The following is a 26,992-nucleotide window of genomic DNA, read 5'->3' as shown; positions in this document are numbered from 1 at the left end:
AGCGACTTCGCGCCACTGTCCGCCGACGGTCCAAGGAGAGGCAAGTGCCGTCGACGGACGGCGCCGAGCGGAGGTTTCAGAGGGCCTTGTGCATGATGTGCAGGCCCACATAGCCCTCGGTCGGATGGTCGAACCCCTCGGGAAGCGTGCCGATCACCTCGAAGCCGATGGACTCGTACAGCTTGACCGCCCGCGTATTCGTCTCGACGACCGCGTTGAACTGCATCGCCCGGTAACCCGACGTCCTGGCCCACTCGACTGAGTACTCGCACAGGGCCCGCCCCACTCCCTTGCCCGAGTGGACGGGGTCGACCATGTACGTGGCGCTGGCCACGTGCGAACCGTTGCCCATGTGGTTCCGGTTCATCTTCGCCGTACCGAGGACCTCTCCCGCGTCGTCGACGGCGACGACCACCCGGCTCGGCGCGGCGACGAACCACCAGCCCTGTGCGTCCTCCTTCCCGAGGTCCAGCGGATAGGTGAGGGTCTCGCCCGCGGCGATGATCCCGTGGAAGAACGGCCAGATGGCGGGCCAGTCCTCGGTGATTGCTTCCCTGATCAACATCCGGTCATGATGCCGAACGCGAGTACCTGTCCGCCAATGGCTATCCGGCGGTCCACCGGCGCCATCCCAGCCTGGCCAGCAGCCGTTTTCCGCCAGGCTCCCGCACACCGGAGGACAAGTCCGAGGAGAGGGACGACGGGAGCGGCGCCGTCTCCGCGACGGGCTGAGCGCGTGGTGGTGCCGGGCGAGGGGTGGAGAACGGAACTGCGGCCGCCCTCCGCGCCTCCGGGTCGTCGCCCGGGTGTGGGGCCGGCCGGTCGTCACGGGCGCGGTCCAGACTGAGCGTCAGGCTGATCCGCCGCCACAGGAGCTCGTCCGGATCGTCCGCCAGCATCAGCTCCCCCATGGTCTCCTTGGCCGCCAGGGAACCCGGCCGCCCGAAGACGGGCTCGGGCCTGACCCGTACGAGATAGGCACGCTCGTAAGGGTCGTCGACCACCTCCGCCAGATGCGCGGCGTCCAGCGTGGACGCCTCGATCGCCGCCCTCGCCCAGGGGTCTTCCGTCCGTTTCAGCAGCCGCTCGATGCGCTGGGTCCGCCAGTTCCGTGCCCTCCGGTCGCCGCCCGCCTCCAGCATCGTGCGCAGCCCGGGCGGCGTGCGGCCGGCGAGCAGCTCGGGCTCGCGCACCGCGAACGAGGCCAGCTCGTCCGCGAGATAGAGCCAGACCACCGCGCGGTACCGGTTGAGATAGAACGTGACCGGCGAGAAGCACCCCGCCCGTGCCAGCCTGGTGAACCGCGCCGGAGCGATGCCGAGCAGAGCGGCGCCCTCCGCCGTGCCGACGGTGCGCACCCGCTCGGCCAACCCGTCGGGAAATCCCGGGTCTTCGCGCAGCCGTGCGATCTCCCGCTCACGCACCCGCGGCCTCCCGCCGCCGGGCCCGGCGGTGACCGCGATCAGCCCGAGGTGCACGGCGAGCTCGAACTCGCTGCGCCTGAGCCCCAGTTCCTGCACCGCCCGCCCGGCGGCCACCGTGGCCGCCGCAGCCGTCCCGGCCGCCGATGTGTCCGACAAGGCGTGCGCGACCTCGTCCCGGCTTCCCTCGCCACCCCGGTTTTCGTGCGCGACCTCGGCCCGCGCGCGGATCACTTCCTTGACCGTCATGACCGTCCTCCCCGTGAACGTCGAATTACTCTCCGTGATCACGGTAGCCGAGCGAGGTCACCTCCGCTCCGGCCTGTGGATAACTCTCCTCGGTCGAAGAAAGGTGCAGTTCAGACCGGCCTCAGAGGAATTTCAGAAGGGCTTCTCGTCCTCGGGGCCGCTCTGGCGGACCGATACGCCGAGGTGCTCGCCGACCCGGTTGACGAGCAAGGTCATCTCGTACGCCACCTGCCCGACGTCGGCCTCGGCGGCGGTCAGCACGCACAGGCAGCTGCCGTCGCCCGCCGCGGTCACGAAGAGCAATGCCTCGTCGAACTCGACCATGGTCTGGCGGGCCCGCCCGGCCCGGAAGTGCCGGCCCGAACCGCGTGCCAGGCTGTGCAGGCCGGAGGAGACCGCGGCCAGGTGTTCGGCGTCCTCGCGGGCCAGTCCGGTGCTGGCCCCGGTGACCAGACCGTCGTTGGACAGCACCAAGGCGTGCCGTATGTACTGCACCCTGCTGGTGAGATCGTCAAGGAGCCAGTCAAGTCCCCGGTCAAGCGCCATCTGCTCGTCCTCCCCGTGCCTTCGTTCCCCGTTCCCCGCTACGCGCGTAAGCCTCGCGTACCGCCTCCGTACGGGCAAGCGCCACCCGCCTCCCGGGGCGCCGCTTCGCGCCATGCGGCGAACGAGCCGAGGATGAGCGCATGGCACACCACATGACCGATGAAGAATGGCGGGCCTTCGTCTCCGAGGGCACCCGCACCGCGAAGGTGTCGACCGTGCGGGCCGACGGCAGTCCGCACATCGCACCCGTCTGGTTCCTGCTCGACGGCGACTCACTGGTCTTCAACACCGGCAAGAAGAGTGTGAAAGGCCGCAATCTGGAGCGCGACGGGCGGGTCTCCGTGTGCGTCGACGACGATCGGCCGCCGTACGCGTTCGCCGTGGTGCAGGGACACGCGGATCTGAGCGAGGACCCTGAGGAGCTGCTGCGGTGGGCGACGCGCATCGCCGGACGCTACGTCGGGCCGGAGGCCGCAGAGGAGTTCGGCCGGCGCAACGGGGTGGCCGGTGAGCTGGTGGTGCGGGTGCGGATCGACAAGGTGATCGCCTTGGCGGACATGGCCGACTGAACGGCCGTTCGCCGCCGTCGGCGGTCAGCTCACGGAGTCGAGGAGCCGGGCGGTGTGGACCCGCCCGGCGTACTCGACCGTACGGATCAGGACGTCCTTCCCGGAGTCCCGGACGCGTGCGTCGCAGAGCACGACGGGCGTGCCCCGGTCCAGGTCGAGGGCGTGCGAGACGTCGTGCTCGGCGTAGACGCGCGCTCCGGGGAAGCGGTTGACGGCGACGACGAACGGTATGCGGCGGCGCTCGAAGTAGTCGACGGCCGCGAAGCAGTTATCGAGGCGCCGGGTGTCGGCGAGGACGACCGCCGCCAGCGCGCCTTCGGACAGTTCGTCCCACAGGAACCAGAAGCGGTCCTGGCCCGGTGTGCCGAACAGGTACAGCGACAGACCGGCGTGGATCGTAATACGGCCGAAATCCATCGCTACGGTCGAGGCGCTCTTCCGCGCCACCCCTTCCGTATCGTCCACATCGCGCCCGGCCGCGCTCAGCGGTTCCTCGGTCCGCAGCGGCCGGATGTCGCTGACCGCGCCGACCAAGGTCGTCTTCCCGGCTCCGAAGCCACCGGCCACCAGGATCTTCAGCGCCATGGCGGAATCGTCGTGACCGTAGTCGCTGCGGGTGCTCCGGCTGCTGTGCGTGTTCTCGACGTATTCGTATTCGGAGGGCATCGACCACTTCTCCCGCGATTGAGCCGCACACGCCTGGCGAAGCTCTGTTCGACCGTTCGGACACCGCTGTCCGGACAGCATGGCAACCGGCTGGACGACCGGAGGCGGTTGATCGTTCTTGATCGATGCGGACCCCGCCCGCCCACTCCTGCCGTATCTCGTCCTTCTTCGGCATGGCCTCTACACTGGTTTCTTTCGGCCGCGGCGACGGATGCGGTGACAGGTCCGAGCGGGCGGCCCATGGACGGGAGAACAAGCGTGTCGACAGGTGCCGGCGGCGGTTTCCAGGATCCGCCCGCCGAGGTGCTGGCCGAGGCCGCGGCCGCCTTCGGGCTTCTGGCGACTCCCGCGAGGCTGCACATCGTCTGGGCGCTGGCTCAGGGCGAGAGCGATGTGACGGGCCTCGCCGAGCGGGTTGGCGGCACGCTCCCTTCCGTGAGCCAGCATCTGACCAAGCTCAAGCTGGCCGGTCTCGTCCGTTCGCGCCGTGAGGGCCGCCGGCAGGTCTATCTGGTCGACGACCCCGACGTGGTGACGGTCGTCCGGCTCATGGTCGGCCAGCTCGCCGAACGCGCCGGCCACCTGGCCCAGGACGAGCCCGTCCGCCTGCGTGAGCTCGGTGCCTGAGGGCAGCCCAGCCGCGGGATCCGGCCGGACCACCCCCGGCACACCGGCCACCGTGACACCGTTCCCGGCCGCCGACCCGTCCGCGTCGGAGCCCGTACCTCTCAGCACCGGCACGGAACCCGCTACCGCGGGTCCGCCGCCCCTCGGAGGACCGGGCCGGCCACGGGTGAAGACGTCCCTCCAGATACTGCGCTCGCTGGACAGCGGTCCGCGCGGCCTGGTGGAGACGCGGGCCGAGGAGCGGCTGACCAGATTCGGCGAGAACGTCCTGCCGGCCTCGCGGCCGGTCCCCTGGCCCCGGCGTTTCGTCCGCAGCCTCCGGGATCCCTTCACCTCCGTACTGCTCTGTCTGGGACTGGTCTCGGCCGTCGTCTCCGCGTGGGGCACGGCCTGTGTGATCCTCGCGCTGGTCGTGGTCAGCTGCCTGCTGCGCTCGGCCGAGGAGCACCGCGCCGACCGTTCGACGGCCGCGCTCAGGGAACTCGTGGCGACCACGGCGACCGTGGTGCGCCGGAGCTCGGCGGACGCCGCGCCCCTGGAGCGGGAAGTTCCGGTGGCCGATCTCGTGCCCGGTGATGTGATCCGGCTGGGGCCGGGCGATCTCGTACCGGCCGATGTGCAGGTGCTGCGCGCCGGCGGGCTCACGGTGCACCAGTCGGCCCTGACCGGCGAGTCGGCGCCGGTGGCGAAGCACCCTCTCGACGTACCGGATCCCGCGCTCGCCGGGGCCGGGCCCTTCGCGCAGCCACAGCTGTGCTTCCAGGGCAGCAGTGTCACCTCCGGCAGCGGTACGGCGGTGATCGTGGCCACCGGAGCGGCGACCAGATTCGCCGCCGCGTACGACGGCCGGGCCCGGCAGCGAGGCGCCAGCGCCTTCGACCGGTCGGTGCAAGGCATCTCCTGGACGCTGATCCGGTTCATGCTGCTGACCCCGCCGCTGGTGCTGATGGCCAACGCCGCGCTGCGGGGGCGGGGGCTGGAGACACTGCCGTTCGCCGTGGCCGTGGCGGTGGGGCTCACACCGGAGATGCTGCCCGTCATCGTCACGACGGCCCTGGCCCGGGGCGCGGCCCGGCTCGCCCGTACCAACGGAGTCATCGTCAAACGGCTGCCCGCCCTGCACGACCTGGGCGCCGTCGATGTGCTGTGCCTGGACACAGGCACGCTGACCGAGGACCGGCCTGTCGTCGCGGCGGCGGTCGACGGCTCGGACCGGCCCGATCCCGAGGTGCTGCGGTGGGCCGCGCTCAGCGCGTTGCGGACGCTCCAGCTGGCGGAGCTGCCCGCACCGGACGCCCTTGACGAGGCGGTGCTGGACGCGGCGGAGGAGGCGGAGCACCTGGAGGCTTCGGCGTACGAAGGGGTGGCCGCGCTGCCCTTCGATCCGGTGCGGCGGGTCGCGACCGCGGTGGTCCGGCGGCCTGGCCGGCTCAACGTCCACACGCTGGTGACCAAGGGGGCTGTGGAGGCGGTGCTGGAGCGGTGCGCGCTGGACGGGGACGAGCGGGAGCGGCTGCTCGCCCTCGCGGCCCGGAAGGCGGAGTCGGGGCTGCGCCTGCTGGCCGTGGCCCGCGCCGACCGGCCCGCCCGGCATGGCGCGTACACGCCGGCGGACGAGCGCGGTCTGACCTTCGTGGGCCTGGTCGCCCTGCGGGACGTCCCCGCGCCGAGCGCCGCCGAGGCCCTCGGCGTACTGGCCCGGCGCGGAGTGACCGTCAAGGTACTGACCGGCGACCACCCGGGCACGGCGGCCCGCGCATGCGAGGAGCTGGGGCTGCGCACGGACGCGACGGGCGGGCACGGGGACGTGGTGACGGCCGAGCTGGTGGACACGCTGTCGGACGCGGAGCTGGCGCGGGTCGCGGACCGGGCGACCGTGTTCGCGCGGTGCACCCCTGAGCACAAGGCGCGGATCGTCTCGGCGCTGCGCGCCGGCGGGCACACCATCGGGTTCCTCGGCGACGGCGTCAACGATCTGCCCGCTCTGCACGCGGCCGACGTCGGCATCTGCCCGCGCAACGCCGTCGATGTGGCGCGCGAGGCGGCCGACGTCGTGCTGGCGGAGAAGGACCTCACCGCGATCGACCGCGCGGTGCTGGCCGGGCGGCACAGCAGCGGGAACATCGCCACCTATCTGTGCATCACCCTCTCCTCCAACCTCGGCAACGTCATCGCCATGCTGACGGCCGGACTGATGCTGCCCTTCCTCCCGATGCTCCCGGCGCAGGTGCTGGTACAGAACCTCTGCTTCGACGCGGCACAGCTCGCCTTCGCGTTCGACCGCCCGGGCGCGTCCGTCCTCCGTCGGCCCACGATCCTGCGCTCCCGCGACTTCCTGCGCTTCATCACCGGCTTCGGACTGCTCAACACCGCCGCCGACCTCGCCACCTTCGGCGTGCTGGCCCTCGCTCTCCACAATGCGGCCGGTTCCGACGGCGAGGCGGCGTTCCATGCCGGGTGGTTCACCGAGAACCTGCTGACCCAGGCCTTGGTGATGGTCCTGCTCCGGACCGGTCGCAGCACCGCCGAGCGGCGGGCCGGAGGTCCGCTGCGGGCGGCGGCGGCCGGGCTCGCGGTGGTCGGCGTGCTGCTTCCCCTGACCCCGCTGGGTCTCTGGCTGGGGATGAGCGCTCTGCCGCCTCTCTACTACCTGCTGCTCGGCTCGGTGCTGAGCCTGTACGCGGTCGGTCTCACGGCCGCGCGGAGGCGCTACGAACGGCGTCGGGCAGCCGACGCCGAACCGGAGCCGGGCCTACGCCAGGCCGTCGCCGAGCGCTGAGGGGTGGCCGTCCGGCCTCAGAGCGAAAGTTGTACAGTTGCGCAATGCGGCAAGTGTTGTCGTACGCGGCAACTGCTGTCGCGTGGACGGAGAGAAGGGCGGGACCAGAATGTTGCGCAACGGCCTGGAGCCCTGGCACCTGTTGATCCTGGCCATCGTGGTGATCGTGCTCTTCGGTTCGAAGAAGCTGCCGGACACCGCCCGCGCCTTGGGGAGGTCGATGCGCATCCTCAAGAGCGAGGCGAAGGCCATGAAGGACGAGGAAGCCTGCTGAGTCCACCTCGGGACCCGGCGCCCCGGACCGGGCGCTCGGCCGCCGTTCATTTCATGGTTTGCGCAATCCGGGAACCTTGATGGCCGCGCGGGGCGTTCGTACCAGTAGCGGCACATGTAGTGACAGCGACACAGCACGGATCAGGATCTAGGGACCGACCGATCAGACGTGCGGACCGACGGAACACTGGAGGAAATACATGGGTGTGAGCCTGGCGAAGGGCGGCAACGTCTCCCTGTCGAAGGAGGCCCCCGGCCTGACGGCCGTGACGGTCGGCCTCGGCTGGGACGTACGGACCACGACCGGAGCCGATCACGACCTGGATGCCAGTGCGCTGCTGTGCTCCGAGACGGGCAAGGTACTCTCCGACGCCCACTTCGTCTTCTACAACAACCTCAACAGCCCCGACGGTTCCGTCCGCCACACCGGTGACAACCTGACGGGTGAGGGCGAGGGCGACGACGAGTCGGTCGAGGTCGACCTGGCCTCGGTCCCCGCCGAGATCGCGAAAATCGTGTTCCCGGTCTCCATCCATGACGCCCAGAGCCGTGGCCAGAGCTTCGGCCAGGTACGCAACGCGTTCATCCGCGTGGTGAACCGCGCGAACGGCGTGGAGCTGGCTCGGTACGACCTGAGCGAGGACGCTTCCACCGAGACGGCGATGGTCTTCGGTGAGCTGTACCGGCACGGCGTGGAGTGGAAGTTCCGGGCCGTCGGCCAGGGTTACGCCTCGGGGCTCGCCGGCATCGCCTCCGACTACGGCGTCAACGTCTGAGCAGTACGTACGTTTCCGGGTGCCCGGACAGAGACATGTCCGGGCACCCGGCGGTGTCGCCCGAGGCTGTGTGACGACTGCGCTCGGCCCGCCGCTCCGAGGCGTTCCGCGCCGGTGCCGACTGCGCGATCATCTCCGTATGACCGATGACCACACGCACGTCCTGGACTTCTTCACCCCGCGCGCGGTTGGCTGGGACAGCCGGTTTCCCGACGACGGCCCGGCGTACGCCGCCGCGGCCGGTCTGCTCGGCCTGCGGCCGGGGGACGCCGTGCTCGACGCGGGCTGCGGTACGGGGCGTGCGCTTCCGGCCCTCCGCGCGGTGGTCGGTCCGCGCGGCACCGTGCTGGGCGTCGACCTCACGCCCGCGATGCTGGAGGAAGCGGTACGGGCGGGGCGGACGGAGAGCGGGACGCTGATCCGGGCCGACGTCGCCCGGCTGCCGCTGCGGGACGGGGCTCTGGACGCGGTGTTCGGGGCCGGGCTGATCTCGCATCTGGCCCGCCCCGAGGCCGATACGGCGGAGCTCGCCCGGGTGGTGCGGCCGGGCGGAGTGCTGGCGCTGTTCCACCCGATCGGCCGGGCCGCCCTGGCCGCGCGCCACGGGCGCACGCTCACCGACGACGACCTGCGGGCGGAGCCCGGGCTGCGGGCCCTGCTGGCCGGTTCCGGCTGGCGGCTGGACTCGTACACCGACGAGGACGACCGCTTCCTCGCCCTCGCCGTACGTCAGCCCTGACGCACCACGAACCTGGTCCCGGGGTCGGCGCTCGTCCCGGTTCCGTCCGGTACACACACGCACTCGTGGCGCGGTGATGTCCTCAGCATCCGCCGGACGGTCGGGGCGGCGGACGCTCGGACCTCGGACCTCGGGCCACCCTGGAGTCACTCGGCGGATGCCTCCGACGGCCGCCGGTGGCCAGGAACCGGGCAGCCACGTACGCCCGGGGCGGGGAACGTGCCGAGGGCGGCGACCTCGTACCCGTTCGGATAGCCCTTGATCTCCGGGTTCTGGCGGGCGTAGTGCGGCGTGCGCCGGGGCGGCAGGAGGCGGACGGCGCGGGCGCGCAGGCGCAGAGCGCCCCGGGTCAGCCCACGGGCCACGGGCCCCGGGCGCTCGTAACGGAACGCCCGAAGCAGGGAATCGTCCAGGAGCGCGAGGCTGGCGCCCCGGACCAGCGGGGCGAGCGGCGCCGGGTACCAGGAGCCCATGAGCGCCAGGGTCGCGTCGGAGACCCGGCGGGCTCCTTCGTCCCAGCCGAAGTGCTCCCGCTCGTAGGCGTCGAGGGTGCGCTCGAAGTCTTCATAGCTCTGCGGGAGGTCCTTGATCCCCATGCGGGAGCCCAGGGTGCGGTAGTAGGCGGCGAAGGCCCTCAGCTCGTGGTCGGAGAGCCGGCGCCAGCCGTACTCGTCCAGCCAGCGCTTCGGTGTGACGACAAAGGTGCACAGGACGTACCGCATGTCGTCGTTGCTGATGTCGTAGCTGCGGTGCATCTGGTTGATCCGGCGGACGGCCGTGCGGCCCTCCTCCGTGTCGAATCCGTGCTCCACCACGGTATCGAGGAGCAGCGCGGTGTCGTCGTACCGCTTCTGTGAACGCTCGGTCAACTCCGCTGTCTCGTCAAGGAGTCGGCCGATGCTGGGCACGGCATAGGTGCGGTAGAGGGCGAGTTCGAGGGCACGCGTGATGTCCCAGGGGAACTCGTAGGTGACGGTGAGGCGGTAGATCTCCAGGAAGTCCCGCTCCGGGTCGAGTCGCTGAATCTCCTTCAGCCGGTCGTACCGCTGAACCATGCTCTTCCCCTCGCTCGTCCGGAGCCCCGATTCTATGGCGGCCTGTCCCCTGCGCCCCGGTCCTTCCCGGCCACAGCGACCCGGCCGAGAGACCGACGGATCCTGCTCCGTGCTGCCTGCCGGGGCCTCGACGGCGGGGTTACCGAGTAGTTAAGGTGCGCCGACAGATGATGTGCGGCGGGCCCGGACGGCGGGCGGCCGAGCGTTGACTGGACCAAGAGCCAAGGACCGGGCACCAGAGACCAGGGATCAGGGATCAGGGACGAGGAGGACACTGTGGCCGGTGCGGACGCCGACGACGACGCGCTGCTGGTGCTGACCGCGGTGCTGCTGACCCCTGCCCGGTTCCCGAGCGTCCTGGGCGACGACTACGTGGCCGCCTGCGGAGCGCTCGCCCTTGAACCGTACGAGGAGGGTTACGGTCTCGTCCTCGGGCAGGACGGCGGTGGCGCCCGCTGGACCGTGGTCGTCGAGGACGTCTCCCTGGTCGCCGTCGCCATCGCCGCCTGGGACTGCGGTATGGAGTACGACCTCTCCCCCGACGAGCGCTCCGTGGTGTGCGCGCTCCCCGGCTGGCCGCTGGCCTTGGCGGTCGCCGCACCCGGAGTGCCCGCACCGCACGACCCTCGTACGGACGGTGTGGGCCCCGCGCCGCTGACTCCTCCGGACACGGAATCCTGGGGCCCCGCGCAGCGGCGGCTGGGCGCCGACGAGATCGCGGAGCGGTGGGCGGTGTGGCGGGAGCAGATCGACGATGCGGAGTTCGTCCGGGTGGACGGAGAGTCGAGCGAAAGCGGGGAGTCCGGTGGAGCCGGCGAGGCCGGTGCGGACGGTGAAGCCGGTGCGGACCATGCACCCGCACCCGGTGGGCCCGGTGCGGCCGAGGCGCCCGCCGCGCCTGGAGACGGTGACTCGGCCACCGATGGGGACGCTGAGCCCGGTGCCGCTGCGTCCGGTCAGCATCCCGGCGTGCGACGAGCCCTGTCGGAAGCTCTCGCCTACACGAATACTCCGCCGCCACCGGGCCGGATCCGCTCCGTCTTCGCCTCGGCCGACGCCCGCATCCTGCGCGTCGACGGGCCCGGGTGGTCGATGGTGGCCAGGACCGACGACATAGCGCTGATCCTGCTGGACGAGGAGCCGAGCGAGGTACTGCCCGTCGGCCGCGGACCCGCACTGCCCGGCCTCCTGGAGGCCCTGGACGCACTGGCTCCGCATCCGGCGTGAGCGCAATCCGGTCGCAGGCCCCGACTGTGGTGGTGCCAGAAATCAGTTAGCGGCGAATCCAGACGTCAACTCCTGCTGATTCCGGGGATCAGCACCTCGGGAATTGAGGGGATCGGCGGCCCACCGCCGTCTCACGCGCCGGGCTCAGCGACCGATTTCCTTGCGGTTGATCCTGCGCAGTCTGCGTCGCTGGGACGGGTCCAGCAGCAGGTAGCCCGCGACGGGGACGCCGATCACCACCAGCAGCGCCCACCAGAATCCGATCAGGGGCCACAGGATGGCCGCGGCCACCACCCCCGCGACAGCGACCTTCGCACCGTTCGACATGGTTCACGCCTCCTTCGCGGCCGGCGCCGCTCCCGTTGTGTCAACGCGTCTGTCCGTTCTTACGTTCCCCTACTGTCTCCCGCGACCGCCCGTCCTGTTCCCCGTTCCCGTCCCGCGTCCTGTCGCTCGCCACACCCTCGCGAGCGCCCGCCTACCCCGCGCCCGGTCTGCCGTCAGCGCAGCGGCTCACCGACCTCGTGCATATGGGCCAGCGCCTGCCGGTAGGACTCGATCAGTCCGGTTTCCGTGTACGGCATGCCGATGCTCCTGCAGTGCTCCTTGACCAGGGGCTGGGCCAGCCGCAGGTGCGGCCGGGGCATGCTCGGGAACAGGTGGTGCTCGATCTGGTAGTTCAGGCCGCCGAGGAACCAGTCGGTGAGGATCGCGCCGCGCACATTGCGTGAGGTCAGGACCTGGCGCTGAAGATGGCCCCAGCGCTCCCCGTCCGGGTCGGGCATCTCCATGCCCTTGTGGTTCGGGGCGAAGGCCAGCCCCAGGTGGAGACCGAACAGCGCGTGCAACAGCAGAGCGAAGACGAGCGCCTTGCCCGGGGACAGGACGGTCAGCAGCAGCGTCGCGTACAGCGCGAGGTGCGCGGTCATCAGCAGCGCCGACACCACACGCTCCCGCGCCGGCTGGCGGCCCAGGAACTGGAACCCGTAAACCTTCAGGGCTATGCCTTCGAGCAGCAGCATCGGGAAGAACAGCCGGGCCTGGTTGCGAGTCAGCCAGCGGGCGAATCCCGCACGCTGCGCCGCCTGCTTCTGGGTCCAGACCAGGGCGCCGACGCCGACATCGGGATCCTTGTCGACGTGGTTGGGGTTGGCGTGGTGACGGACGTGCTTGTCGTTCCACCAGGCCTCGTTCATGCCGAGGAGCAGGTTGGCATGGACCAGGCCGATCAATCTGCTCGTCCTGCGGCCACCGGTTATCTGGGCGTGGCCCGCGTCATGGGCGACGAAAGCCGTGCGGGTCCACAGGACCGCCAGAGGAAGGGCGAGGAACAGGCTCCACCAGGTGTCGCCCAGCAGAACGAAAGCAGTGATCACTCCGCCCAAGGCCACCAGGTTGGCCGCGATGCCGCATGCGTACCGCCCGGTACGTCGTTCGAGAAGGCCCTGCCCCTTCACAACGCGGAGCAAAGGGGCGAAATCACTGCCGGCAGCAGGCGGGCCGGTCCGGTCCGAACTGCTGTCACCGGCGGGGTCCGCGACGGTGGCTGTTGCCTGGGACATGAGGTCTCCGGTATCTCGGACATGGGTGCTGACCTGGCTAAACGTACGGATCGGAGGCTTGTGGCAGCCATGGCGCCACCACCCGGTTCTCCCTGGGGCAGACCCCCGTAATCCGTGGTGGTGCCAGCTGCACCCTCACCACGCGCTCGACACAGCGGAGACAGGAGAGTGACCCAGGTCACAGCGGAGAGTGGCACGTCGCCCCTTCGAGCGGAGTACCCTCCGACCCCGACCCACTAGTCAAATTTGAGGAATCTGACATTCCTGTGCACCGGCACCCTGCGGCAACGCCCTCCGAGATTTCCGAGCTGTCCCGCTGCTCCGCGGTCTTCATCCCCGCGGATCCGTCCCGTACCGGACTGATCGCCTTCTGGAACCCGGACGGGAGCACCCCTCCCGACGCGCCCGGGGTCCTGTCGGAACTCACCGTGGCCGAGGCCGGCGCCCGGCGCCGTACCGTTCCTGCCCTGCGCCTTCCGCTACGGGAGGCCCTGCCGGTGCTGACCCGGGCGCGGGCCGACGCGCAGGCCTCCCCCGCGACCGCCTTCTGGGGCGCGGCCGCGCTGCTCGGGCTGCAGCTCGTCGCCCGCGGGCTCCTGCTGCCCGGGCTGAGCCCTACCGACCAGGACGCCTGGCGGGTCGGGCCGTTGGCCGCCGGAGACCTGGAGCGGATCCGGGATCTGGCCGCGTCGATGCCGCCCGCCGCCCACGCGACCCCACTGGAGACCGGCCAGGCGGCGGACGGGCCGCAGCTACTGCCCGAGCCGGAACGGCTGTTGCGGGCGTTCCTGGACGCGGTGGCGGACGGGCTGCCCCGGACGCCCGCAGCCGGATTCGCGGCGGCGGGCCCCGCGTTCGCCGCCCCGGAACCGCAGCACCTGCCCCAAGGACGGGCCTGGGCCGCCGACGTGGCGGCCGGTCACGATGCCGGGGTGCGGCTCTCGTTGCGTATCGAGGTCACCGGAACCACAGCCACCGTCACCACCGCGCACACCGACATCCACTCCCGCGCCGACGCAGACTCCCATACCGATAACCCCTCCTATGACGACGCGGCGCCTTCTTTCCGTGCCGTGCTGCAGATCCACAGCGTCAGCGACCCCTCCCTGGTCGCCGACGCGGCAGAGGTGTGGGCGGGCGGCACGCGGAGTGCGGCGGCGTTCGGGCCACGGGCCCGGATGGACGCCCTCCTCGCCCTGCGCCGGGCCGCCCGCGCCTGGCCCCCACTGGCCCCGCTGCTCTCCGCCGCCGTACCGGACGCCGTGGAGCCCGCCGACGAGGAGATCGCCGAGCTGCTGGGCCCCGCCTCGCGCGCCTTGGCCGCCACAGGCGTGCAGGTGCACTGGCCCAAGGAGCTGGCGCGGAAGCTGACCGCACGAGCCGTCATCGGCCCGGCCGGCCAGGACGGCGATACCGAGGAAGGAAAGGAGTACGGAGGAGAGGAAGCCGGACGGCGGGGACGGGCCGTCGCGGACACTCCTTCGTTCCTGTCCGCCGACGCCCTGCTCGCGTTCGACTGGCGGTTCACACTCGGCGACCGGCAGCTGAGCCGCGAGGAACTGGACCGGCTGGCCGAGTCCAGTCGACCGATCGTGCGGCTGCGTGACCAGTGGGTCCTCATCGACCCCGAGGAGGCCCACCGAGCCCGGCAGGCCCAGGACCGCAAGGTCATCCCGATCGATGCGCTGAGCGCGGCGCTGACCGGCTCCACGGAGGTGGACGGGCGCCGCGTGGAGGTGGCGGCGACAGGCTGGCTGGACCGGTTGCGCGAGCGGCTGGCCGATCCGGAGTCCGCTGCCGAGCAGTCGGTCGGACAGCCCGAGGCGCTCACCGCGACGCTGCGCGACTACCAGCTGCGCGGTCTGAACTGGCTGAACACCATGACCTCGCTCGGCCTCGGCGCCTGCCTCGCCGACGACATGGGCCTGGGCAAGACGATCACGCTCATCGCTCTGCATCTGCATCGCCAGAGCGACCGCGACGCGGCCGGACCGACGTTGGTGATCTGTCCGACGTCCCTGATGGGCAACTGGCAGCGCGAGATCGAGAAGTTCGCCCCGGGCACGCCTGTACGCCGCTTCCACGGGGCGTCACGGTCCCTGGAGGGGCTGGTGGACGGCGAGTTCGTGCTGACGACGTACGGCACGATGCGTCTGGACGCGGCCCGCCTGGCGGCCGCTTCCTGGGGCATGGTCGTCACGGACGAGGCGCAGCACGTGAAGAACCCGCACGCGGCAACGGCCAAACAGCTGCGCACCATCGGCGCCCGGGCCCGCGTCGCCCTCACCGGAACGCCCGTGGAGAACAACCTCTCCGAGCTGTGGGCGATCCTGGACTGGACGACGCCCGGGCTGCTGGGCCGGCTCTCCACCTTCCGTAACCGGTACGCCGCCGCTGTCGAGGGCGGGGCGGACCCGGCGGCAGCCGAGCGGTTCGCGGCCCTGGTGCGCCCGTTCCTGCTGCGCCGCCGCAAGAGCGATCCGGGGATCGCGCCGGAGCTGCCGCCGAAGACGGAGACCGACCGGGCGGTGTCGCTGACGGCCGAACAGACCGGGCTGTACGAGGCGGTGGTCCGCGAGACCCTGGCCGAGATCTCCGGTGCGGACGGATTCGAACGGCGAGGGCTCGTGATGAAGCTGCTGACGGCGCTGAAGCAGATCTGTAACCACCCGGCGCAGTACCTGAAGGAGGACCGGCCGCGGATCGCGGACCGGTCGGGGAAGGTCGAGCTGCTGGACGAACTCCTGGACACGATTCTGGCGGAACAGGGTTCCGTACTGGTGTTCACGCAGTACGTACAGATGGCGCGGTTGCTGGAGGAGCATCTGTCCGAGCGCGGGGTCCCTACGCAGTTCCTGCACGGCGGTACGCCGGTGGCGCGGCGCGAGGAGATGGTGAGCCGCTTCCAGGCGGGCGAGGCTCCGGTGTTCCTGCTCTCCCTGAAGGCGGCGGGGACGGGGCTCAACCTCACCCGGGCCGGTCATGTCGTGCACTTCGACCGCTGGTGGAACCCGGCGGTGGAGGCGCAGGCGACGGACCGTGCCTACCGGATCGGGCAGACGCAGCCGGTCCAGGTGCACCGGCTGATCGCCGAGGGCACGATCGAGGACCGGATCGCGGAGATGCTCGCGCGCAAACAGGGTCTCGCGGACGCTGTGCTCGGCTCCGGGGAGGCGGCACTGACCGAACTGACCGATGCGGAACTGGCCGACCTGGTCGAGCTGCGAGGGGGCGCGCGATGAGCGACGACGACGAGTACGGGACGGACGCGGCGGACGTCGGCGGTGGAGCGGAGCGTACGTTCGCGCCGCTGCCTCCGCCGCCGGGCAGGGGTTTCGCCACCTCCTGGTGGGGCCGGGCCTGGCTCAAGGCACTGGAGGACACCGCGCTGGACGGTCAACAGCTCAAGAAGGGGCGCCGGCTGGCCCGGGAGGGCGGTGTGGGCGCGGTCTCCGTACGTCCCGGCCGGATCACGGCCGTCGTACGGGACCGGGACGGCACGGGTCACCGGAGCGATGTGCTGCTCCAGGAGCTGAGCGGTGAGGAGTGGGACCGCTTCCTGGACATGGCGGTGGAGCGGGCCGGGCACATCGCGGCGCTGCTCGACCGGGAGATGGAGCCGCATCTGGTGGAGGACGCGGCGGGTGCCGGAGTGGAGCTGCTGCCCGGCATCGGTGACCTGGAGCCGGAGTGCACGTGCGGCACCTGGGACCACTGCGCCCATTCCGGGGCCCTGTGCTACCAGGTGGCGCGGCTGCTGGACGAGGATCCGTTCGTCCTGCTGCTGATGCGCGGGCGTGGTGAGCGGCGGCTGCTGGACGAGCTGCAGGTCCGCAGCGCCGCCCTTGCGGTGCGCGGTACGGAGGCAGGCGCGCCGGAGGAGGTGGACCGGGAGGCGTACGGGGTTCCGGCCGACGAGGCGTTCGCCGCGGGCTCCATACTGCCGCCGCTTCCCGGCCCGCCGCCGGTGCCCGAGGAACCGGGGCTGCCGCCGTCGCTGGACACGGAGGCGGGCCCGCCGTCCGGACTCGACCCGGCGGCGCTGGAGCTGCTGGCCGCCGACAGTGCCGTACGGGCCCGTCGGATGCTGCTGGAGGCACTGGCTGCTGGGCATGAACGGCAGCCGGTCGCGGCGGAGCTGACGCCGGAGCAGGACGCGGTGCGGATGGCCGCCGACACGCGCCCCGAGCCGTGGATCGCCCAGCGGCTGGCCGAGGGGTCCGGTCGGCCGCGCGCCGAGCTGGAGGCGGCCGTGAGCGCGTGGCGGTACGGAGGGGCGGCCTCGCTGGCGGTGCTGGACGAGGAGTGGGACCCGGACCCCGACGCCCTCGCCCGGGCTCGCGCGCGGCTGGCCGCGGCCTGGGAGGAGGCCGAGCGGCCGCGGTTGCGGGCGGTGGGCGCCCGCTGGACGGTGGCGGGCGCCGATGTCCAGCTCCGTTACGACCGCGACGGCCGGTGGTGGCCGTACCGCAAGGAGCGCGGCCGCTGGGTGCCGGCGGGTCCGGCGGACGACGACCCGGCGAGTGCGCTGGCGGGGGCCGTGGGCCAGGGCTGAGGTCCACCGACGGGTGTGAGGAACCGGAGCCCTCTTCCGTACGTCATCAGCGGGAGACGGCTTCGGCCTCCTCTTTTCCTCACCTGTCGCCCTGATAGGCGAACTCGGCCCCTGTAGGAGTGCGATGCACCGCAGAAGGCTCCTTCAAGGGGCCGCCGCCACCGCGGCGGTGGCGCTGGTGCCGGCATCGGCACGGGCCGTCACACCTTCGGCGGCCGTCGCGGACCACCCGACGGCTCTCTGGGCATCGGCCCACGCCGCGAACTACACCGTCCCCGCGCACCCTTCCGAGCGCCGGGTGGACCGCGTCATCATCCACGTCGCCCAGCAGTTGTTCACCCCGACGATCGGCATCTTCCGCGACCCGGCGAAACAGGTCTCCGCCCACTACGTGGTGCGCTCCGGTGACGGCCATGTCGCGCAGTGCGTCAGGGAGAAGGACATCGCCTGGCACGCGGGCAACTGGGACGTCAACACGCGCAGCATCGGCATCGAACACGAGGGATGGGTGGACCGGCCGGAGTTCTTCACCGACGTGATGTACCGGCGCTCGGCCCTCCTCACCGCGGCGATCTGCGCACGACACGGCATACCGAAGGACCGGGCGCACATCACCGGCCACCATGAGGTGCCCGGCAGCGACCACACCGACCCCGGCGTCCTGTGGGACTGGGACCGCTACCTCCGTCTGGTCAACCTCGCCTGAGCTTCCGTCGACCGGCCACCGCAGCCGGGTTGTCGCCGAGAGCGGTGACGAGGGTGAGGCGGGACGGAGGGCGAGTTGACGGACTCTGGGTGGCGCTGGCCGCTGATACGGACCCCGCGCGGCGGCCCCGCTCCACGACCCGCACACCGGCCGGGCGCTAGGCGCGGTGGACATCACGGGCGGCGACCGCTCGGCGCACCCGCACAGTCCGGGCTTCGTGCAGGCGGTGGCGCGGGCCGCCGGGTCGCACCTCGCGCTGTCGGCACCGGCCGCCGGGCGGGTGCGCCTGAGCGCGCTGGGTCCGGGATGAGGCGCTACCAGTAGCTGTGGACCGCAGGATCCGGCTCAGCAGGCGGCACAGATGCATCCTCGTGGCCCTGGCCCGCCGCCCGGAAGAACCGCGCGGGGACGAGCTGCTGATCGAGCTGGCCGAGAACGAGTCGGTGCCTCAGGTGACCCTGCGAGCCGAACTCTCCCGGCTCAGGCGGCTGTGCAGTGCAAGATGTCGGCGAGTGAGCGGAGGGCCGACCACGCCTCCCTGACGGCTACCTTGCGGTGTTCGTGCTGCGTCGCTTCGTTCCCGGAGCCGACGAGCGGTGGCTCCCGAGAGCGTCGCCCTGATCTGGGCAGCGAAGGTCAGCACGACCATCGAATGACGAAGTGCTTCCGGCGACATACTTCAAGGAAAGCTCGCCGTGCCTGCGCCTACGTGTAGGTCTTCCCTCCGGCTGGAGCAGGCACAGCGTCCAAGACAGGAAGCAACCATTCGCTCGCTCCGGGACCCCTTCGCAGGTGGACACGTGACGGCGCGTCGGCAGTGAACTCAGCACCGTTCCGGAGTGAACTGGGTCGAGTCGGAGGCCGACGGTCTCCAGCACGCCCTGCGCGCCTGTCAAGGTTGGGCTCACTTCTCGCCAGCTTCTCCCCTGCCTTCGAAGACACGGCGCGCCGCAGCACCTTCGTCGACGCTCAGGCCGCCGTCAGTCAGGGGAAACGCGGTTCTGCATCGTTCGCACAGCTTCGCCGTACCTGCCGGAGTACCACACACCTTGCAGAACCTCTGCTTGCCATTGTTTTCGGATATCGCGGTCATGATCTTCCTCCGATGAGTGGCTTCACCGTGTACCCCTGAATGATGGCCTGACTCGGAGCAGGGGAAGCGAGTCACGGCCGGACGCCACCGGGCGAATCGGGCTCACAGCCCCCCGTGTCCGAGTGTTGCGGCTAGTCGGACTTCGAGTTCGGTGATCCGGGTGTGGGTGGGAGCCAGGGCCGTATACCGCCAGCTCCGGCCGTCCAGGGGGCGGTCGGCGTAGAGAAGGACGCCCTCGGAGTCTCCGGGCTGGAAGTCCAGCCCGGCTTCGGACAGGTGTCCGACCGTCTCGTCGAAGGTCATGGGCGCGACGGTGGTGGCCGTGCCGGTGGACCAGGCGGAGCGGCCTGCGCCGGTCAGGCGGCTGACCATGGCGTGCGCGGTGGTGGTGGCGGTGCGTCGTACGTTGCACTCCAGTGCGTACAGCGTGCCGTCCTGTGTGCACACCAGATCGAGGCTGAACGGCCCCCGGTAGCCTTCGGCGGCCAGATGCCCGCCCAGCGCCAGGGTCCAGTCGGTCAGCTCCTCGTACGACCTCACGGGCAGGTCCTTCAGGGGCGAGCTGTATCCGGCGAAGGAGCCGCCGCTCATGCGCATTTCACCGTCGTATGCCACCTCCACGCCGGTAGCCGTGGCATGCCCCTGGGCGCTGATGGCGCGGGTGTGTTCCACGTACTCCTCCACCACCCAACGGCTTTCAGCGGGCGGGGGTGACGGTGGCGGTTGGTCGCCGCGGCTGACGAAGTGCAGGCCATGGCCGCCGGCGGAACGGTCCGTCTTGAGGACCACCCGTCGGTGGGAGGCCAGCAGCGCGGTGGTCACCTGGCCGAGTTCCGCGCTGGTACAGGCCCGGCCGTGCGGCAGGCGCAGCCCGAGGGACTGTGCGGTCGTACGGAACCCCGACTTCGTGTTCATGGCGGCGACTGCCCGCAAGGTGCCGGAGTTGGGGACGTCTGTTTCGTACGGGACGACGGGGATGCGCAGGTCTGCGGCCAGCGCGGCGGAGGCTTCGTCCAGCGCGGTCGGGAGCAGCCGAGCGGTCGGGCGCTCGGCGACGAGAGCGCGTAGAGGCTCCAGCAGGTGGTGTTCGGCCAGCGCCTGGGCCATCGGCAGGTGTGGTGTGTCGGGCACGGTGATGACGGTCACCGAGTTCTCCGGCACGCCGAGCCGGTGGAAGACGTAGCGTCGGAAGGGCGCGCTGAGAGGGACCGGGGTGATCAGCACGTCGCCGGGGCGGGTGAGCCACAGCTTGCGAGGCGCTTGCTCCGCCCACTGGCGCAGGACCGCTGCCTCGGTGAGGTCGACTGCCAGCGGGGACACGAAGTTGGCGAGGATGACGAGGGTGCCCGGGCCTTCGTGTTCGCTGATCATGGTGTATCGCCTTCCGCGTCGTCGTCACGGCGTGCGGCGCCGGTCGGCCCCCGGCAGTGTGCCGGGGGCCGACCGGGGCCGAGGTCAGACCGCCGGGGTGAAGCGGTCCCAGGCTCGGTGGTGGGCCAGCATCTCGGTCAGTCCCTCCAGGACGGTGGCCGGACCGTCGCCGGTCACCACGCCGGGAGCGTCGGGGGCGATGCCCGCGGTCTGCAAGGCGTCCAGGCCATCGGCCCAGGCCCCGATGGCCTTGCCGTGCCGGAACGCTTCGGTGATCAGCAGCAGGACCCGGGGGTCGATCCCCGCGGTCACGGCCACGCCGTCGTCAACCTTGGCGTCGCGGGCACCCAGCGCGTCGGGGCCGGGGGCCGGTGCGCCGGCGAGGAGGATGGCATCGAACTCGACGGACCGGGCCGTGGTGAAGGTGCGCTGTACGGTGACGGGCTCTCCGTCCTGGTCGAGCTTCCCGCCGGTCGGTGCGATGACCAGCGGCACCATTCCGGCGTCCAGCACCGCCTGGCGGACCGAGCGGACGCCGGACAGATCCTGGTCGCCTGCGGTGACGATGCCGATGATCCGGCCGTCCCCCGGCCACCTGCCGCCCAGTTGCGACAGAGCCGGGCTCGGCTCCGGCTCACCCAAGACCACGGTTGCCTGCGGAGCGGGCAGTCCGAGGCCGGCGGCGACCTGTGCGCACAGCTCGCTGTCGATGTTGGCCAGGACGAGCAGGGCACGTTCCTTGATGGCCTGTTCGTAGCATTTGCCGAGCTCGAAGGTGTACGCGGCGACGATGTGCTCGCGCTCGGTGGGCGTCATGCTGAGCCAGAACAGACGCGGCTGGCTGAAGTGGTCGGCGAAGGAGGCGGGGTTCTCGCGGACCTTGCGGGCCGAGGCGACCTCGGCGGGGACTTCGATGTAGGCGCCGGTGTCCTCGCCGGCGAGGAAGGGGCAGCCACCGTCGAGGGAGTTGGGCCGGTAGGGGGCGACACCGCGGTGGACGGCGGTCTGGTGCATGCCGTCGCGCAGCATGTCGTTGACCGGGGCGTGGGTGCGGTTGATCGGGAGCTGGCCGAAGTTGGGGCCGCCGAGCCGGGTGAGCTGGGTGTCGAGGTAGGAGAACAGACGGCCCTGGAGCAGCGGGTCGTCGGTGACGTCGATGCCGGGAACGAGGTGGCCGAGGTGGAAGGCGACCTGCTCGGTCTCGGCGAAGTAGTTCGACGGGTTCGCGTTCAGGGTGAGCAGTCCGATCGGCTGTACGGGGGCCAGTTCCTCGGGCACGATCTTCGTCGCGTCCAGGAGGTCGATGCCCTCGAACATCTGCTCCTCGGTGTCCGGGAAGGTCTGCACGCCCAGCTCCCACTGAGGGAACGCACCCGCCTCGATCGCGTCAGCGAGATCCCGGCGGTGGAAGTCCGGGTCCACGCCGGCCGCGATCTGCGCTTCCTCCCAGACCAGGGAGTGCACGCCGAGCTTCGGCTTCCAGTGGAACTTCACCAGCGTGGTGGCACCTTCCGCGTTCACAAGGCGGAAGGTGTGGACGCCGAAGCCCTCCATCATCCGGTAGGAGCGCGGGATGCCCCGGTCGGACATGTTCCACAGCGTGTGGTGCGTGGCCTCGGTGTGGAGGGTGACGAAGTCCCAGAACGTGTCGTGGGCACTCTGCGCCTGTGGGATCTCCCGGTCCGGGTGCGGCTTGCCGGCGTGGATGACGTCGGGGAACTTGATCGCGTCCTGGATGAAGAAGACCGGGATGTTGTTCCCGACCAGGTCGAAGATGCCTTCCTCGGTGTAGAACTTCGTCGCGAAGCCCCGGGTGTCGCGCACCGTGTCGGCCGAACCCCGCGAACCGAGGACGGTGGAGAAGCGGACGAACACCGGCGTCTCGACGTCCTTGGCCAGGAACGCGGCCTTGCTGATCCCCGCAGCGGTGCCGTAGCCCTGGAAGACTCCGTGTGCGGCCGCGCCACGGGCGTGCACGACGCGCTCGGGGATGCGCTCGTGGTCGAAGTGCGTGATCTTCTCCCGCAGATGGTGATCCTGCAGCAGCACCGGCCCGCGCGGGCCGGCCTTGAGCGAGTGGTCGGTGTCGTACAGCCGGGCCCCTTGCGCGGTCGTCAGCCGCTCCCCGCCCTGCGCCACCTTCTTCTGCGGGACTCCGGTCTCCTGTCCGGTCGGGCTGTACGTGTCCGGGCCGCGCTGGTCGGGCTTGGGCGGCAGCGGACCTGTCGGCTCCGTCGGCTCGTCCACCGGCGGCGGCACCGGACCCGGCGCACCGGGAATCTCGTTCCCGGTTCCGACGGCGTCCTGGACCTTCTCGACCACCTTCTCGGCGGCGGCCTTCACGGGGTTCTTCTTGTCGCTCATCAAGGTTCCTATCGTCGGGGACTTCGGCTGTCAGTAGGGCGGTGAGAAGGTCGTAGCGGCGAGCGGGCTGCTCTCCGTGCCCGCGGTGAGGTGGTGGCGCTCCGGGAGAGCGGGCTGAACACCGGGTTCCGGCGTCACAACCCTTTCGGTGCGGCTTTCACGGTCTGCCGGCGTGCGGTGCCGTTGTCGCCAGGGGTATGCGCAGAGCGGAGCGACCCTCTTGCCAGGCGGCCAGCGGGAACTCGGCCGGCCTGACTGCGAGCAGACTCGTGGTTTGAGTTTCCACGGCTCGAGAACTCACCCAGGACTCGTGACGATCGCGAAGCGCGGAGAGGACGGCCTCGGAAACGACACCTCTCGCGGCCGGTAGCACGGGGTCGGTGTCACGTGCCTCGTGGTAGGGGGCTTCGATCATGTCGTCCCACCCTCAGCCGCGTCAGTGCTCGCATCCATCGATGTGTCGGCGGGCAAAGCCGCGCGGCGGCGATGGCTGGTGTGGCGCCAAGGGTGAGCGCGACTGCGGCGGCACGTGCACACCGCCACCATGACTCGGCTCGACGTTGCGGTGGTGCCATCGTCTCCGGTGATGGTCACGGGACCTTCCACCAGTAGCGGACCGCTGCGTTCGAGACGCATGCGGCGAAAGTCAGCGTCGTCGCGCACGGAACACCACCAGTTCCTCTTTGTCCTGCTGCTCGTCGTCCATCAGTCCCTGATCACGTAGCCACAGCAGACGGGAACGCATCACTGGGCCGAGCGGCACGAGCTCGCGGTCGATGACCTGTGCGTCGAGACCCAAGCCGTGGAGGGCGTCGAGCGTGACATCGACGCCGCACATCGCCGAATGCACCATGAGCAACGTTCCGCCCGGCCCCAGAACGGTGGCGGCGGTCGCACAGACCCGGTCGACGACCACTCGGCCATCCAGGCCTCCGTCCCACGCACGGGCCTTGCCGCGCCGAGGCGGCAGAGCGGCCGGAGCCGGTACATAGGGCGGATTGCTGATCACCAGGTCATACCCGCCTCTGTCGACCGAGGACAGATCGCCGTAACGGACGGTGACACGCTGGCGATGGAGAGCGGCGTTCAGTCTGGCGCACAGCACCGCCCGGCGGGAGATGTCCACGGCCGTGACTCGAGCGCCCTCTCGGGCGGCGTGGACCGCCAGAGCCCCACTGCCCGTACCCAGTTCCAGCACGCGCCTGCCAGGACCGCAGAGCTCTCGTCCGACAGCGCGCATCAGGAGGTGCGTGTCGTGTTGCGGTGCGTAGACGCCGGGCACCGTCAGCATCCGTCGCCGCTCGTTGCGAAGGCTCTCGGCCATGTCTGCTTGTCGTCCTCTCGGTGGGACGGATGTCCGCCGCACGTCCAGAGTGTGTTGCTCATGGGAGGGCCGCCACTCAGACGGTTACGGAGTGTATGCGAAGCTCGCGCCCGCATGGGGGTGGACGGGGTGCGACAGCGGGCCACGTGCACGGGCTGCCGGGGAGGGGGAGACACCTGAGCCTCGCCGACAAGTCGGCGAGGCGATGGGCGGCCGACCGTCCGCACTCCGCACAGATCCTGGCCGGCAATACGGTAGGGAGATCATCCTTTTCAACCCGCCTTTCACGTGGATCGCCAAAGTAGACTTCCCGCACCTTGTGACCAGGTACCGACCAGTCTCAGGCCGGATCTAGGTGTGCTCTCGGACCCGGTCGGGCTATCTCCGTCTGTCCCAAAAGGCAGGGCCTATCCCTCTCAGTGGGCGGCAAGATCCAGCACGATTTCCATGGACGCGTGTCACCGGTTCGGACGGATAAAAGAGAGCGTTCGGACGTCAGCCGGACGAGGCCGGCGAAGAAGGGGCCCTTCGTCGCGGATCGGGCTGCCGGCCGGTTCCGGTCACCGAGGTCGTTGTCCCCAGCACGCTCCAGGTGCTGGGCGCGTACGGCTGTGCGAGATTGAAGCCTTGACCGTCCGTTACTCGTCCCCTCCGACTCAGCGACCGGCAGCATCGACCTCAAGGGGCCGGCATGCAGACGTTCCTGCCTTACCCCGACTTCGTCGCATCCGCCGCATCGCTCGACTCCCGACGCTTGGGCAAGCAGCGCGTCGAAGCACTTCAGGTGCTGCGCGGCTTGACGGTCCCTGGCTACGGGTGGCGGCACCACCCGGCCGTTCGTATGTGGACGGGCTACCAGGAGGCGCTGGTGCGGTACGGGCTCGAGGTCTGCCGGGTGTGGACGGCTACGGGGCGCGCGGATACGTGCGCCGCTTCGCTCGTGGCCGGCCTGTCGCCCTCCGGCACGGACCTCGGCGTGCGTTCGCAGGCCGAACTCGCCGCGGCTCACGAGTTGCCGCCGTGGCTGGGGGACCCCTCCTTTCACCGCAGTCACCGATCCGCTCTGCGGAGCAAGGACCCGGCCATTTACGCTCCTCTGTTTCCGGACGACCCTGACGGACTGCCCTACGTCTGGCCGGCCTCGGACCGCTCCGGATAGCGGAAGGAGCCGGCAGTTCCGAGGATCTCGATCGTCGGCACACCGTGGTCACCCACGCATGCGCTCCGGGTCACTCCCTTCCCTCGGGCCCGGCCGGCACTCGCTGCCGGGGCCGAGAGCCCATCGTCCGGTGGAAGGGTTCCAGTGGGCGAGTCCCCGGTCGGCGAAGGCGTGGAGCCAGTCGGTCATCGGCCACCAGCCCCACCGGCGGTGGAAGATCTCGGCGTTCCGCAGGATGTCGCGCAGGTGCGCCACCGGCGGGTCGGATACCGGGTGGTGCTGGTGGAAGGCCGGGGCGCCACCGACCCAGGTGAGCGGGACACCGGCCGCGCGGGCCCGTTGCCCGTAGTCGGTGTCCTCGCCGCCGTACCCTTCGTACTCCTCGCAGAAACCGCCGATGGTGTGCCAGGTCTCCGCCGTCACGGCGAAGGACAAGGACCAGAACAGTGCGTAGTCCTCGCTCCGGTGCAGCGCCCCTGCCTCGGGAGCCGGCCGGCCGCTGTGGGGTTCGGCGAGCGTGGGCAGTTCGGCCAGTCGGTAGCCGTACGGGCTCGGCGGTGGCAGGTAGGAGACGGTGCCGCAGAGCAGGGAGCGCCGGTGCTCGGCGTCCAAGGCAACCTGCCGGTAGCGTTCCAGCAGCTGTTCGCCCGGTACGCAGTCGACGTCGAGGAAGACCAGCAGTTCGGCGCCGCGCTCCAGAGCACGTGCGGCGCCGAGGTTTCGGGCGCGGGCCAGCGGCAGGTTCCCGTTCTGCACCGGGCAGTCGACGACTGTCGCGGTGGGCTCCCGGCCGGTCAGTACCGCGCCGAGGTCCGGATCGTCCATCGCGACGACCACGTACAGGTCCGGGGCCTGCGAACCGGCCGCGAGGCCGAGGTGTTGCAACGTCAGGTGCCGGTGCCGTCCTGCGGCCGGAGTGATCACCGCGGTACGCATCACCGAGCCCTCCCCTTGTACGCGGACGCGGACGCGGCATCGGCCAAGGCGCCGGCCGCGCGGGCGGCGCCGTCACCGGGCGCCCACCGCGACCAGCGTTCACCACCGTGCGTACGGGCCTGTTCGAGGAGGGCGGCCCAGTCATGGGCCTCCGGCCACCGGGCGGCGACGATCGCCAGCCGTCCGCGTGTGAGGGCGCGTCCGGTGGCCGCCTGCTCGCCGAACGGGCGGTCCTGCGGCACCACCACCGCCGGGCGGCGTGCCGCGGCGCATTCGGCGAGGGCGTTCTGGCCGGCGTGGGTGACCACGACGTCCGCCGCGCACAGTGCGGGCCAGGGGTCGGCCGACCACCGGCCGTCCGGGCCGCCCAGCGTCGTCCACTGCCAGCCGGGGCTGGCGGCCCGCGCCGCCGCGACCTCGGAGGTGGAGATGTCGCGGCCGCCCGAGCCCATGAGCAGCAGAACCCGCCGCAGGCGCGTGCCGTCCGCCGGCTCGTGCGCGGGCGCGAAGACGCGGCCGTCGAACCGCGAGAACGCGCCGGTGTACACCGTCTTCGCCTGCCAGTGCCGCGGCCAACCGGGCTCCGGCAACGTCGACGGCCACGGGGCGAGGAGCAGTTCGGCCAGGTCGTAGGCGGCCCGGTGTGGTGGGTCGGTGCGCTCGCCGCGCATGGCCACGACCGCCGTCGGCGTTCCCAGGAGCCTGGCGAGCAGCGCGACTTCCACGGAGACGTCGGAGACCAGAAGCGACGGTGACGTCGCCGCGATCCACTCGGCGATCCGTGCCATGCGTCCTCGCAGCCCGGCGTGCAGGACCGGTGCCCAGTGCAGCCGCCCGCCCGCCGTCACGTCTCCGAACGCGGTCGGGTCGCCGTCGTCATCCCTCGGCAGGTGGATCCAAGGGCCGGGCCAGTCGTCGGGCGCGGGCAGGGAGGAGAGTCCGGTCACCGGCAGCGGGCAATGGGCCGCGACGGACCGGGCACGATGGAGATGGCC

At 70.9% G+C, this 26,992-nt stretch carries 25 protein-coding genes and 1 pseudogene; 12 read left to right on the top strand and 14 right to left on the bottom strand.

The annotated features are described in order from the left end of the window. Positions 1-76: 76 nt before the first annotated feature. The 3 genes from ABZ267_RS11840 to ABZ267_RS11830 form a co-directional block, all read right to left on the bottom strand. Complete coding sequence (locus ABZ267_RS11840; RefSeq protein ID WP_356756562.1) at positions 77-565, bottom strand: GNAT family N-acetyltransferase; 489 nt, start codon at positions 563-565, stop codon at positions 77-79. A 40-nt stretch (positions 566-605) separates the two neighbouring features. After that, on the bottom strand, positions 606-1,670 hold the full coding sequence (locus ABZ267_RS11835; protein WP_356756560.1) for a DUF6397 family protein: 1,065 nt from the start codon (positions 1,668-1,670) through the stop codon (positions 606-608). Between the two features lie 132 nt (positions 1,671-1,802). Then, complete coding sequence (locus ABZ267_RS11830) at positions 1,803-2,216, bottom strand: roadblock/LC7 domain-containing protein (protein ID WP_161267362.1); 414 nt, start codon at positions 2,214-2,216, stop codon at positions 1,803-1,805. 140 nt (positions 2,217-2,356) lie between these two features. Between ABZ267_RS11830 and ABZ267_RS11825 the strand changes: the two genes are divergently transcribed. Then, on the top strand, positions 2,357-2,785 hold the full coding sequence (locus ABZ267_RS11825; RefSeq protein ID WP_356756558.1) for a PPOX class F420-dependent oxidoreductase: 429 nt from the start codon (positions 2,357-2,359) through the stop codon (positions 2,783-2,785). A 24-nt stretch (positions 2,786-2,809) separates the two neighbouring features. On the opposite strand, the gene ABZ267_RS11820 is transcribed toward ABZ267_RS11825, so the two are convergent. Then, positions 2,810-3,451: an ATP/GTP-binding protein gene (locus tag ABZ267_RS11820; protein ID WP_356756556.1), complete on the bottom strand. Its 642-nt coding sequence runs from the start codon at positions 3,449-3,451 to the stop codon at positions 2,810-2,812. A 258-nt stretch (positions 3,452-3,709) separates the two neighbouring features. Here ABZ267_RS11820 and ABZ267_RS11815 point away from each other — a divergent pair, with 258 nt between their 5' ends. The 5 genes from ABZ267_RS11815 to ABZ267_RS11795 all read left to right on the top strand — a co-directional run bounded on the left by ABZ267_RS11815 (position 3,710) and on the right by ABZ267_RS11795 (position 8,645). After that, on the top strand, positions 3,710-4,078 hold the full coding sequence (locus ABZ267_RS11815; protein WP_356363365.1) for a metalloregulator ArsR/SmtB family transcription factor: 369 nt from the start codon (positions 3,710-3,712) through the stop codon (positions 4,076-4,078). Continuing rightward, positions 4,062-6,857 carry a magnesium-translocating P-type ATPase gene (gene mgtA, locus ABZ267_RS11810; RefSeq protein WP_356756554.1) on the top strand — a complete coding sequence of 932 codons (2,796 nt, stop codon included), beginning with the start codon at positions 4,062-4,064 and terminating at the stop codon, positions 6,855-6,857. Before ABZ267_RS11815 ends, mgtA begins: the two co-directional genes overlap by 17 nt. 109 nt (positions 6,858-6,966) lie before the next feature. Beyond that, positions 6,967-7,131 (top strand): Sec-independent protein translocase subunit TatA, encoded by a 165-nt coding sequence (tatA, locus tag ABZ267_RS11805; RefSeq protein WP_356756552.1) that lies wholly within the window; start codon positions 6,967-6,969, stop codon positions 7,129-7,131. 199 nt (positions 7,132-7,330) lie between these two features. Continuing rightward, complete coding sequence (locus ABZ267_RS11800; protein ID WP_356756550.1) at positions 7,331-7,906, top strand: TerD family protein; 576 nt, start codon at positions 7,331-7,333, stop codon at positions 7,904-7,906. A gap of 139 nt (positions 7,907-8,045) precedes the next feature. Continuing rightward, on the top strand, positions 8,046-8,645 hold the full coding sequence (locus ABZ267_RS11795; protein ID WP_356756548.1) for a class I SAM-dependent methyltransferase: 600 nt from the start codon (positions 8,046-8,048) through the stop codon (positions 8,643-8,645). A gap of 146 nt (positions 8,646-8,791) precedes the next feature. Here ABZ267_RS11795 and ABZ267_RS11790 read toward each other — a convergent pair whose 3' ends face one another. Beyond that, positions 8,792-9,700 (bottom strand): oxygenase MpaB family protein, encoded by a 909-nt coding sequence (locus ABZ267_RS11790; RefSeq protein ID WP_356756546.1) that lies wholly within the window; start codon positions 9,698-9,700, stop codon positions 8,792-8,794. 276 nt (positions 9,701-9,976) lie between these two features. Between ABZ267_RS11790 and ABZ267_RS11785 the strand changes: the two genes are divergently transcribed. After that, complete coding sequence (locus ABZ267_RS11785; protein ID WP_356756544.1) at positions 9,977-10,927, top strand: hypothetical protein; 951 nt, start codon at positions 9,977-9,979, stop codon at positions 10,925-10,927. Positions 10,928-11,071: 144 nt separating this feature from the next. On the opposite strand, the gene ABZ267_RS11780 is transcribed toward ABZ267_RS11785, so the two are convergent. Together ABZ267_RS11780 and ABZ267_RS11775 are read right to left on the bottom strand one after the other, a co-directional pair. Then, complete coding sequence (locus ABZ267_RS11780; RefSeq protein ID WP_093688018.1) at positions 11,072-11,254, bottom strand: hypothetical protein; 183 nt, start codon at positions 11,252-11,254, stop codon at positions 11,072-11,074. Between the two features lie 173 nt (positions 11,255-11,427). Further along, positions 11,428-12,489 (bottom strand): acyl-CoA desaturase, encoded by a 1,062-nt coding sequence (locus ABZ267_RS11775; RefSeq protein ID WP_356756542.1) that lies wholly within the window; start codon positions 12,487-12,489, stop codon positions 11,428-11,430. 266 nt (positions 12,490-12,755) lie between these two features. Here ABZ267_RS11775 and ABZ267_RS11770 point away from each other — a divergent pair, with 266 nt between their 5' ends. The 4 genes and pseudogenes from ABZ267_RS11770 to ABZ267_RS11755 all read left to right on the top strand — a co-directional run. Continuing rightward, the gene (locus ABZ267_RS11770) at positions 12,756-15,731 is read left to right on the top strand and encodes a DEAD/DEAH box helicase (protein WP_356756540.1); all 2,976 of its coding nucleotides are present in this window, start codon (positions 12,756-12,758) and stop codon (positions 15,729-15,731) included. Continuing rightward, entirely contained in the window at positions 15,728-17,044 is a 1,317-nt protein-coding gene (locus ABZ267_RS11765; RefSeq protein ID WP_356756538.1) for an SWF or SNF family helicase, read from the top strand. Before ABZ267_RS11770 ends, ABZ267_RS11765 begins: the two co-directional genes overlap by 4 nt. Before the next feature lie 124 nt (positions 17,045-17,168). After that, on the top strand, positions 17,169-17,750 hold the full coding sequence (locus tag ABZ267_RS11760; protein ID WP_356756536.1) for an N-acetylmuramoyl-L-alanine amidase: 582 nt from the start codon (positions 17,169-17,171) through the stop codon (positions 17,748-17,750). 118 nt (positions 17,751-17,868) lie between these two features. After that, a pseudogene (locus ABZ267_RS11755) lies at positions 17,869-18,238 on the top strand (transcriptional regulator); the annotation flags it as partial. Positions 18,239-18,654: 416 nt separating this feature from the next. Here ABZ267_RS11755 and ABZ267_RS11750 read toward each other — a convergent pair. From ABZ267_RS11750 to ABZ267_RS11730, 5 genes are all read right to left on the bottom strand, one after another. After that, positions 18,655-18,843 (bottom strand): hypothetical protein, encoded by a 189-nt coding sequence (locus ABZ267_RS11750; protein ID WP_356756534.1) that lies wholly within the window; start codon positions 18,841-18,843, stop codon positions 18,655-18,657. Positions 18,844-18,945: 102 nt separating this feature from the next. Then, a complete protein-coding gene (locus tag ABZ267_RS11745; protein WP_356756532.1) occupies positions 18,946-20,214 on the bottom strand; it encodes a peptide ligase PGM1-related protein in 1,269 nt (422 codons plus the stop codon). Positions 20,215-20,298: 84 nt separating this feature from the next. After that, positions 20,299-22,578, bottom strand: a complete 2,280-nt coding sequence (locus tag ABZ267_RS11740; protein WP_356753433.1) for a catalase — start codon at positions 22,576-22,578, stop codon at positions 20,299-20,301. A 411-nt stretch (positions 22,579-22,989) separates the two neighbouring features. Next, positions 22,990-23,214 carry a CDGSH iron-sulfur domain-containing protein gene (locus ABZ267_RS11735; RefSeq protein WP_356753443.1) on the bottom strand — a complete coding sequence of 75 codons (225 nt, stop codon included), beginning with the start codon at positions 23,212-23,214 and terminating at the stop codon, positions 22,990-22,992. 10 nt (positions 23,215-23,224) lie between these two features. Continuing rightward, a complete protein-coding gene (locus ABZ267_RS11730) occupies positions 23,225-23,902 on the bottom strand; it encodes a HemK2/MTQ2 family protein methyltransferase (RefSeq protein WP_356753431.1) in 678 nt (225 codons plus the stop codon). A 691-nt stretch (positions 23,903-24,593) separates the two neighbouring features. Between ABZ267_RS11730 and ABZ267_RS11725 the strand changes: the two genes are divergently transcribed. Continuing rightward, positions 24,594-25,061, top strand: a complete 468-nt coding sequence (locus tag ABZ267_RS11725) for an MSMEG_6728 family protein (RefSeq protein ID WP_356753429.1) — start codon at positions 24,594-24,596, stop codon at positions 25,059-25,061. A gap of 48 nt (positions 25,062-25,109) precedes the next feature. Here the strand turns inward: ABZ267_RS11725 and ABZ267_RS11720 are convergent, their stop codons facing one another. Both ABZ267_RS11720 and ABZ267_RS11715 read right to left on the bottom strand, forming a co-directional pair. Continuing rightward, the gene (locus ABZ267_RS11720) at positions 25,110-25,997 is read right to left on the bottom strand and encodes a galactosyltransferase-related protein (RefSeq protein WP_356753427.1); all 888 of its coding nucleotides are present in this window, start codon (positions 25,995-25,997) and stop codon (positions 25,110-25,112) included. Then, the gene (locus tag ABZ267_RS11715; RefSeq protein ID WP_356753425.1) at positions 25,997-26,944 is read right to left on the bottom strand and encodes a glycosyltransferase; all 948 of its coding nucleotides are present in this window, start codon (positions 26,942-26,944) and stop codon (positions 25,997-25,999) included. Before ABZ267_RS11715 ends, ABZ267_RS11720 begins: the two co-directional genes overlap by 1 nt. Positions 26,945-26,992 lie beyond the last annotated feature (48 nt).

The organism is Streptomyces sp. NPDC006174 (assembly GCF_040614075.1).
Lineage (GTDB): Bacteria > Actinomycetota > Actinomycetes > Streptomycetales > Streptomycetaceae > Streptomyces.
The sequence above is the reverse complement of the archived record's forward strand: the minus strand, read 5'-3'. Positions and strand labels throughout refer to the sequence as shown.

Excerpts from the sequence above, each read along its gene's own strand:
- ABZ267_RS11840 (WP_356756562.1), bottom strand. The coding sequence starts at position 565 with ATGTTGATCAGGGAAGCAATCACCGAGGACTGGCCCGCCATCTGGCCG.
- ABZ267_RS11835 (WP_356756560.1), bottom strand. The coding sequence starts at position 1,670 with ATGACGGTCAAGGAAGTGATCCGCGCGCGGGCCGAGGTCGCGCACGAA.
- ABZ267_RS11830 (WP_161267362.1), bottom strand. The coding sequence starts at position 2,216 with ATGGCGCTTGACCGGGGACTTGACTGGCTCCTTGACGATCTCACCAGC.
- ABZ267_RS11825 (WP_356756558.1), top strand. The coding sequence starts at position 2,357 with ATGGCACACCACATGACCGATGAAGAATGGCGGGCCTTCGTCTCCGAG.
- ABZ267_RS11820 (WP_356756556.1), bottom strand. The coding sequence starts at position 3,451 with ATGCCCTCCGAATACGAATACGTCGAGAACACGCACAGCAGCCGGAGC.
- tatA (WP_356756552.1), top strand. The coding sequence starts at position 6,967 with ATGTTGCGCAACGGCCTGGAGCCCTGGCACCTGTTGATCCTGGCCATC.
- ABZ267_RS11800 (WP_356756550.1), top strand. The coding sequence starts at position 7,331 with ATGGGTGTGAGCCTGGCGAAGGGCGGCAACGTCTCCCTGTCGAAGGAG.
- ABZ267_RS11795 (WP_356756548.1), top strand. The coding sequence starts at position 8,046 with ATGACCGATGACCACACGCACGTCCTGGACTTCTTCACCCCGCGCGCG.
- ABZ267_RS11790 (WP_356756546.1), bottom strand. The coding sequence starts at position 9,700 with ATGGTTCAGCGGTACGACCGGCTGAAGGAGATTCAGCGACTCGACCCG.
- ABZ267_RS11780 (WP_093688018.1), bottom strand. The coding sequence starts at position 11,254 with ATGTCGAACGGTGCGAAGGTCGCTGTCGCGGGGGTGGTGGCCGCGGCC.
- ABZ267_RS11775 (WP_356756542.1), bottom strand. The coding sequence starts at position 12,489 with ATGTCCCAGGCAACAGCCACCGTCGCGGACCCCGCCGGTGACAGCAGT.
- ABZ267_RS11765 (WP_356756538.1), top strand. The coding sequence starts at position 15,728 with ATGAGCGACGACGACGAGTACGGGACGGACGCGGCGGACGTCGGCGGT.
- ABZ267_RS11760 (WP_356756536.1), top strand. The coding sequence starts at position 17,169 with ATGCACCGCAGAAGGCTCCTTCAAGGGGCCGCCGCCACCGCGGCGGTG.
- ABZ267_RS11750 (WP_356756534.1), bottom strand. The coding sequence starts at position 18,843 with ATGACCGCGATATCCGAAAACAATGGCAAGCAGAGGTTCTGCAAGGTG.
- ABZ267_RS11745 (WP_356756532.1), bottom strand. The coding sequence starts at position 20,214 with ATGATCAGCGAACACGAAGGCCCGGGCACCCTCGTCATCCTCGCCAAC.
- ABZ267_RS11740 (WP_356753433.1), bottom strand. The coding sequence starts at position 22,578 with ATGAGCGACAAGAAGAACCCCGTGAAGGCCGCCGCCGAGAAGGTGGTC.
- ABZ267_RS11735 (WP_356753443.1), bottom strand. The coding sequence starts at position 23,214 with ATGCGTCTCGAACGCAGCGGTCCGCTACTGGTGGAAGGTCCCGTGACC.
- ABZ267_RS11730 (WP_356753431.1), bottom strand. The coding sequence starts at position 23,902 with ATGGCCGAGAGCCTTCGCAACGAGCGGCGACGGATGCTGACGGTGCCC.
- ABZ267_RS11725 (WP_356753429.1), top strand. The coding sequence starts at position 24,594 with ATGCAGACGTTCCTGCCTTACCCCGACTTCGTCGCATCCGCCGCATCG.
- ABZ267_RS11720 (WP_356753427.1), bottom strand. The coding sequence starts at position 25,997 with ATGCGTACCGCGGTGATCACTCCGGCCGCAGGACGGCACCGGCACCTG.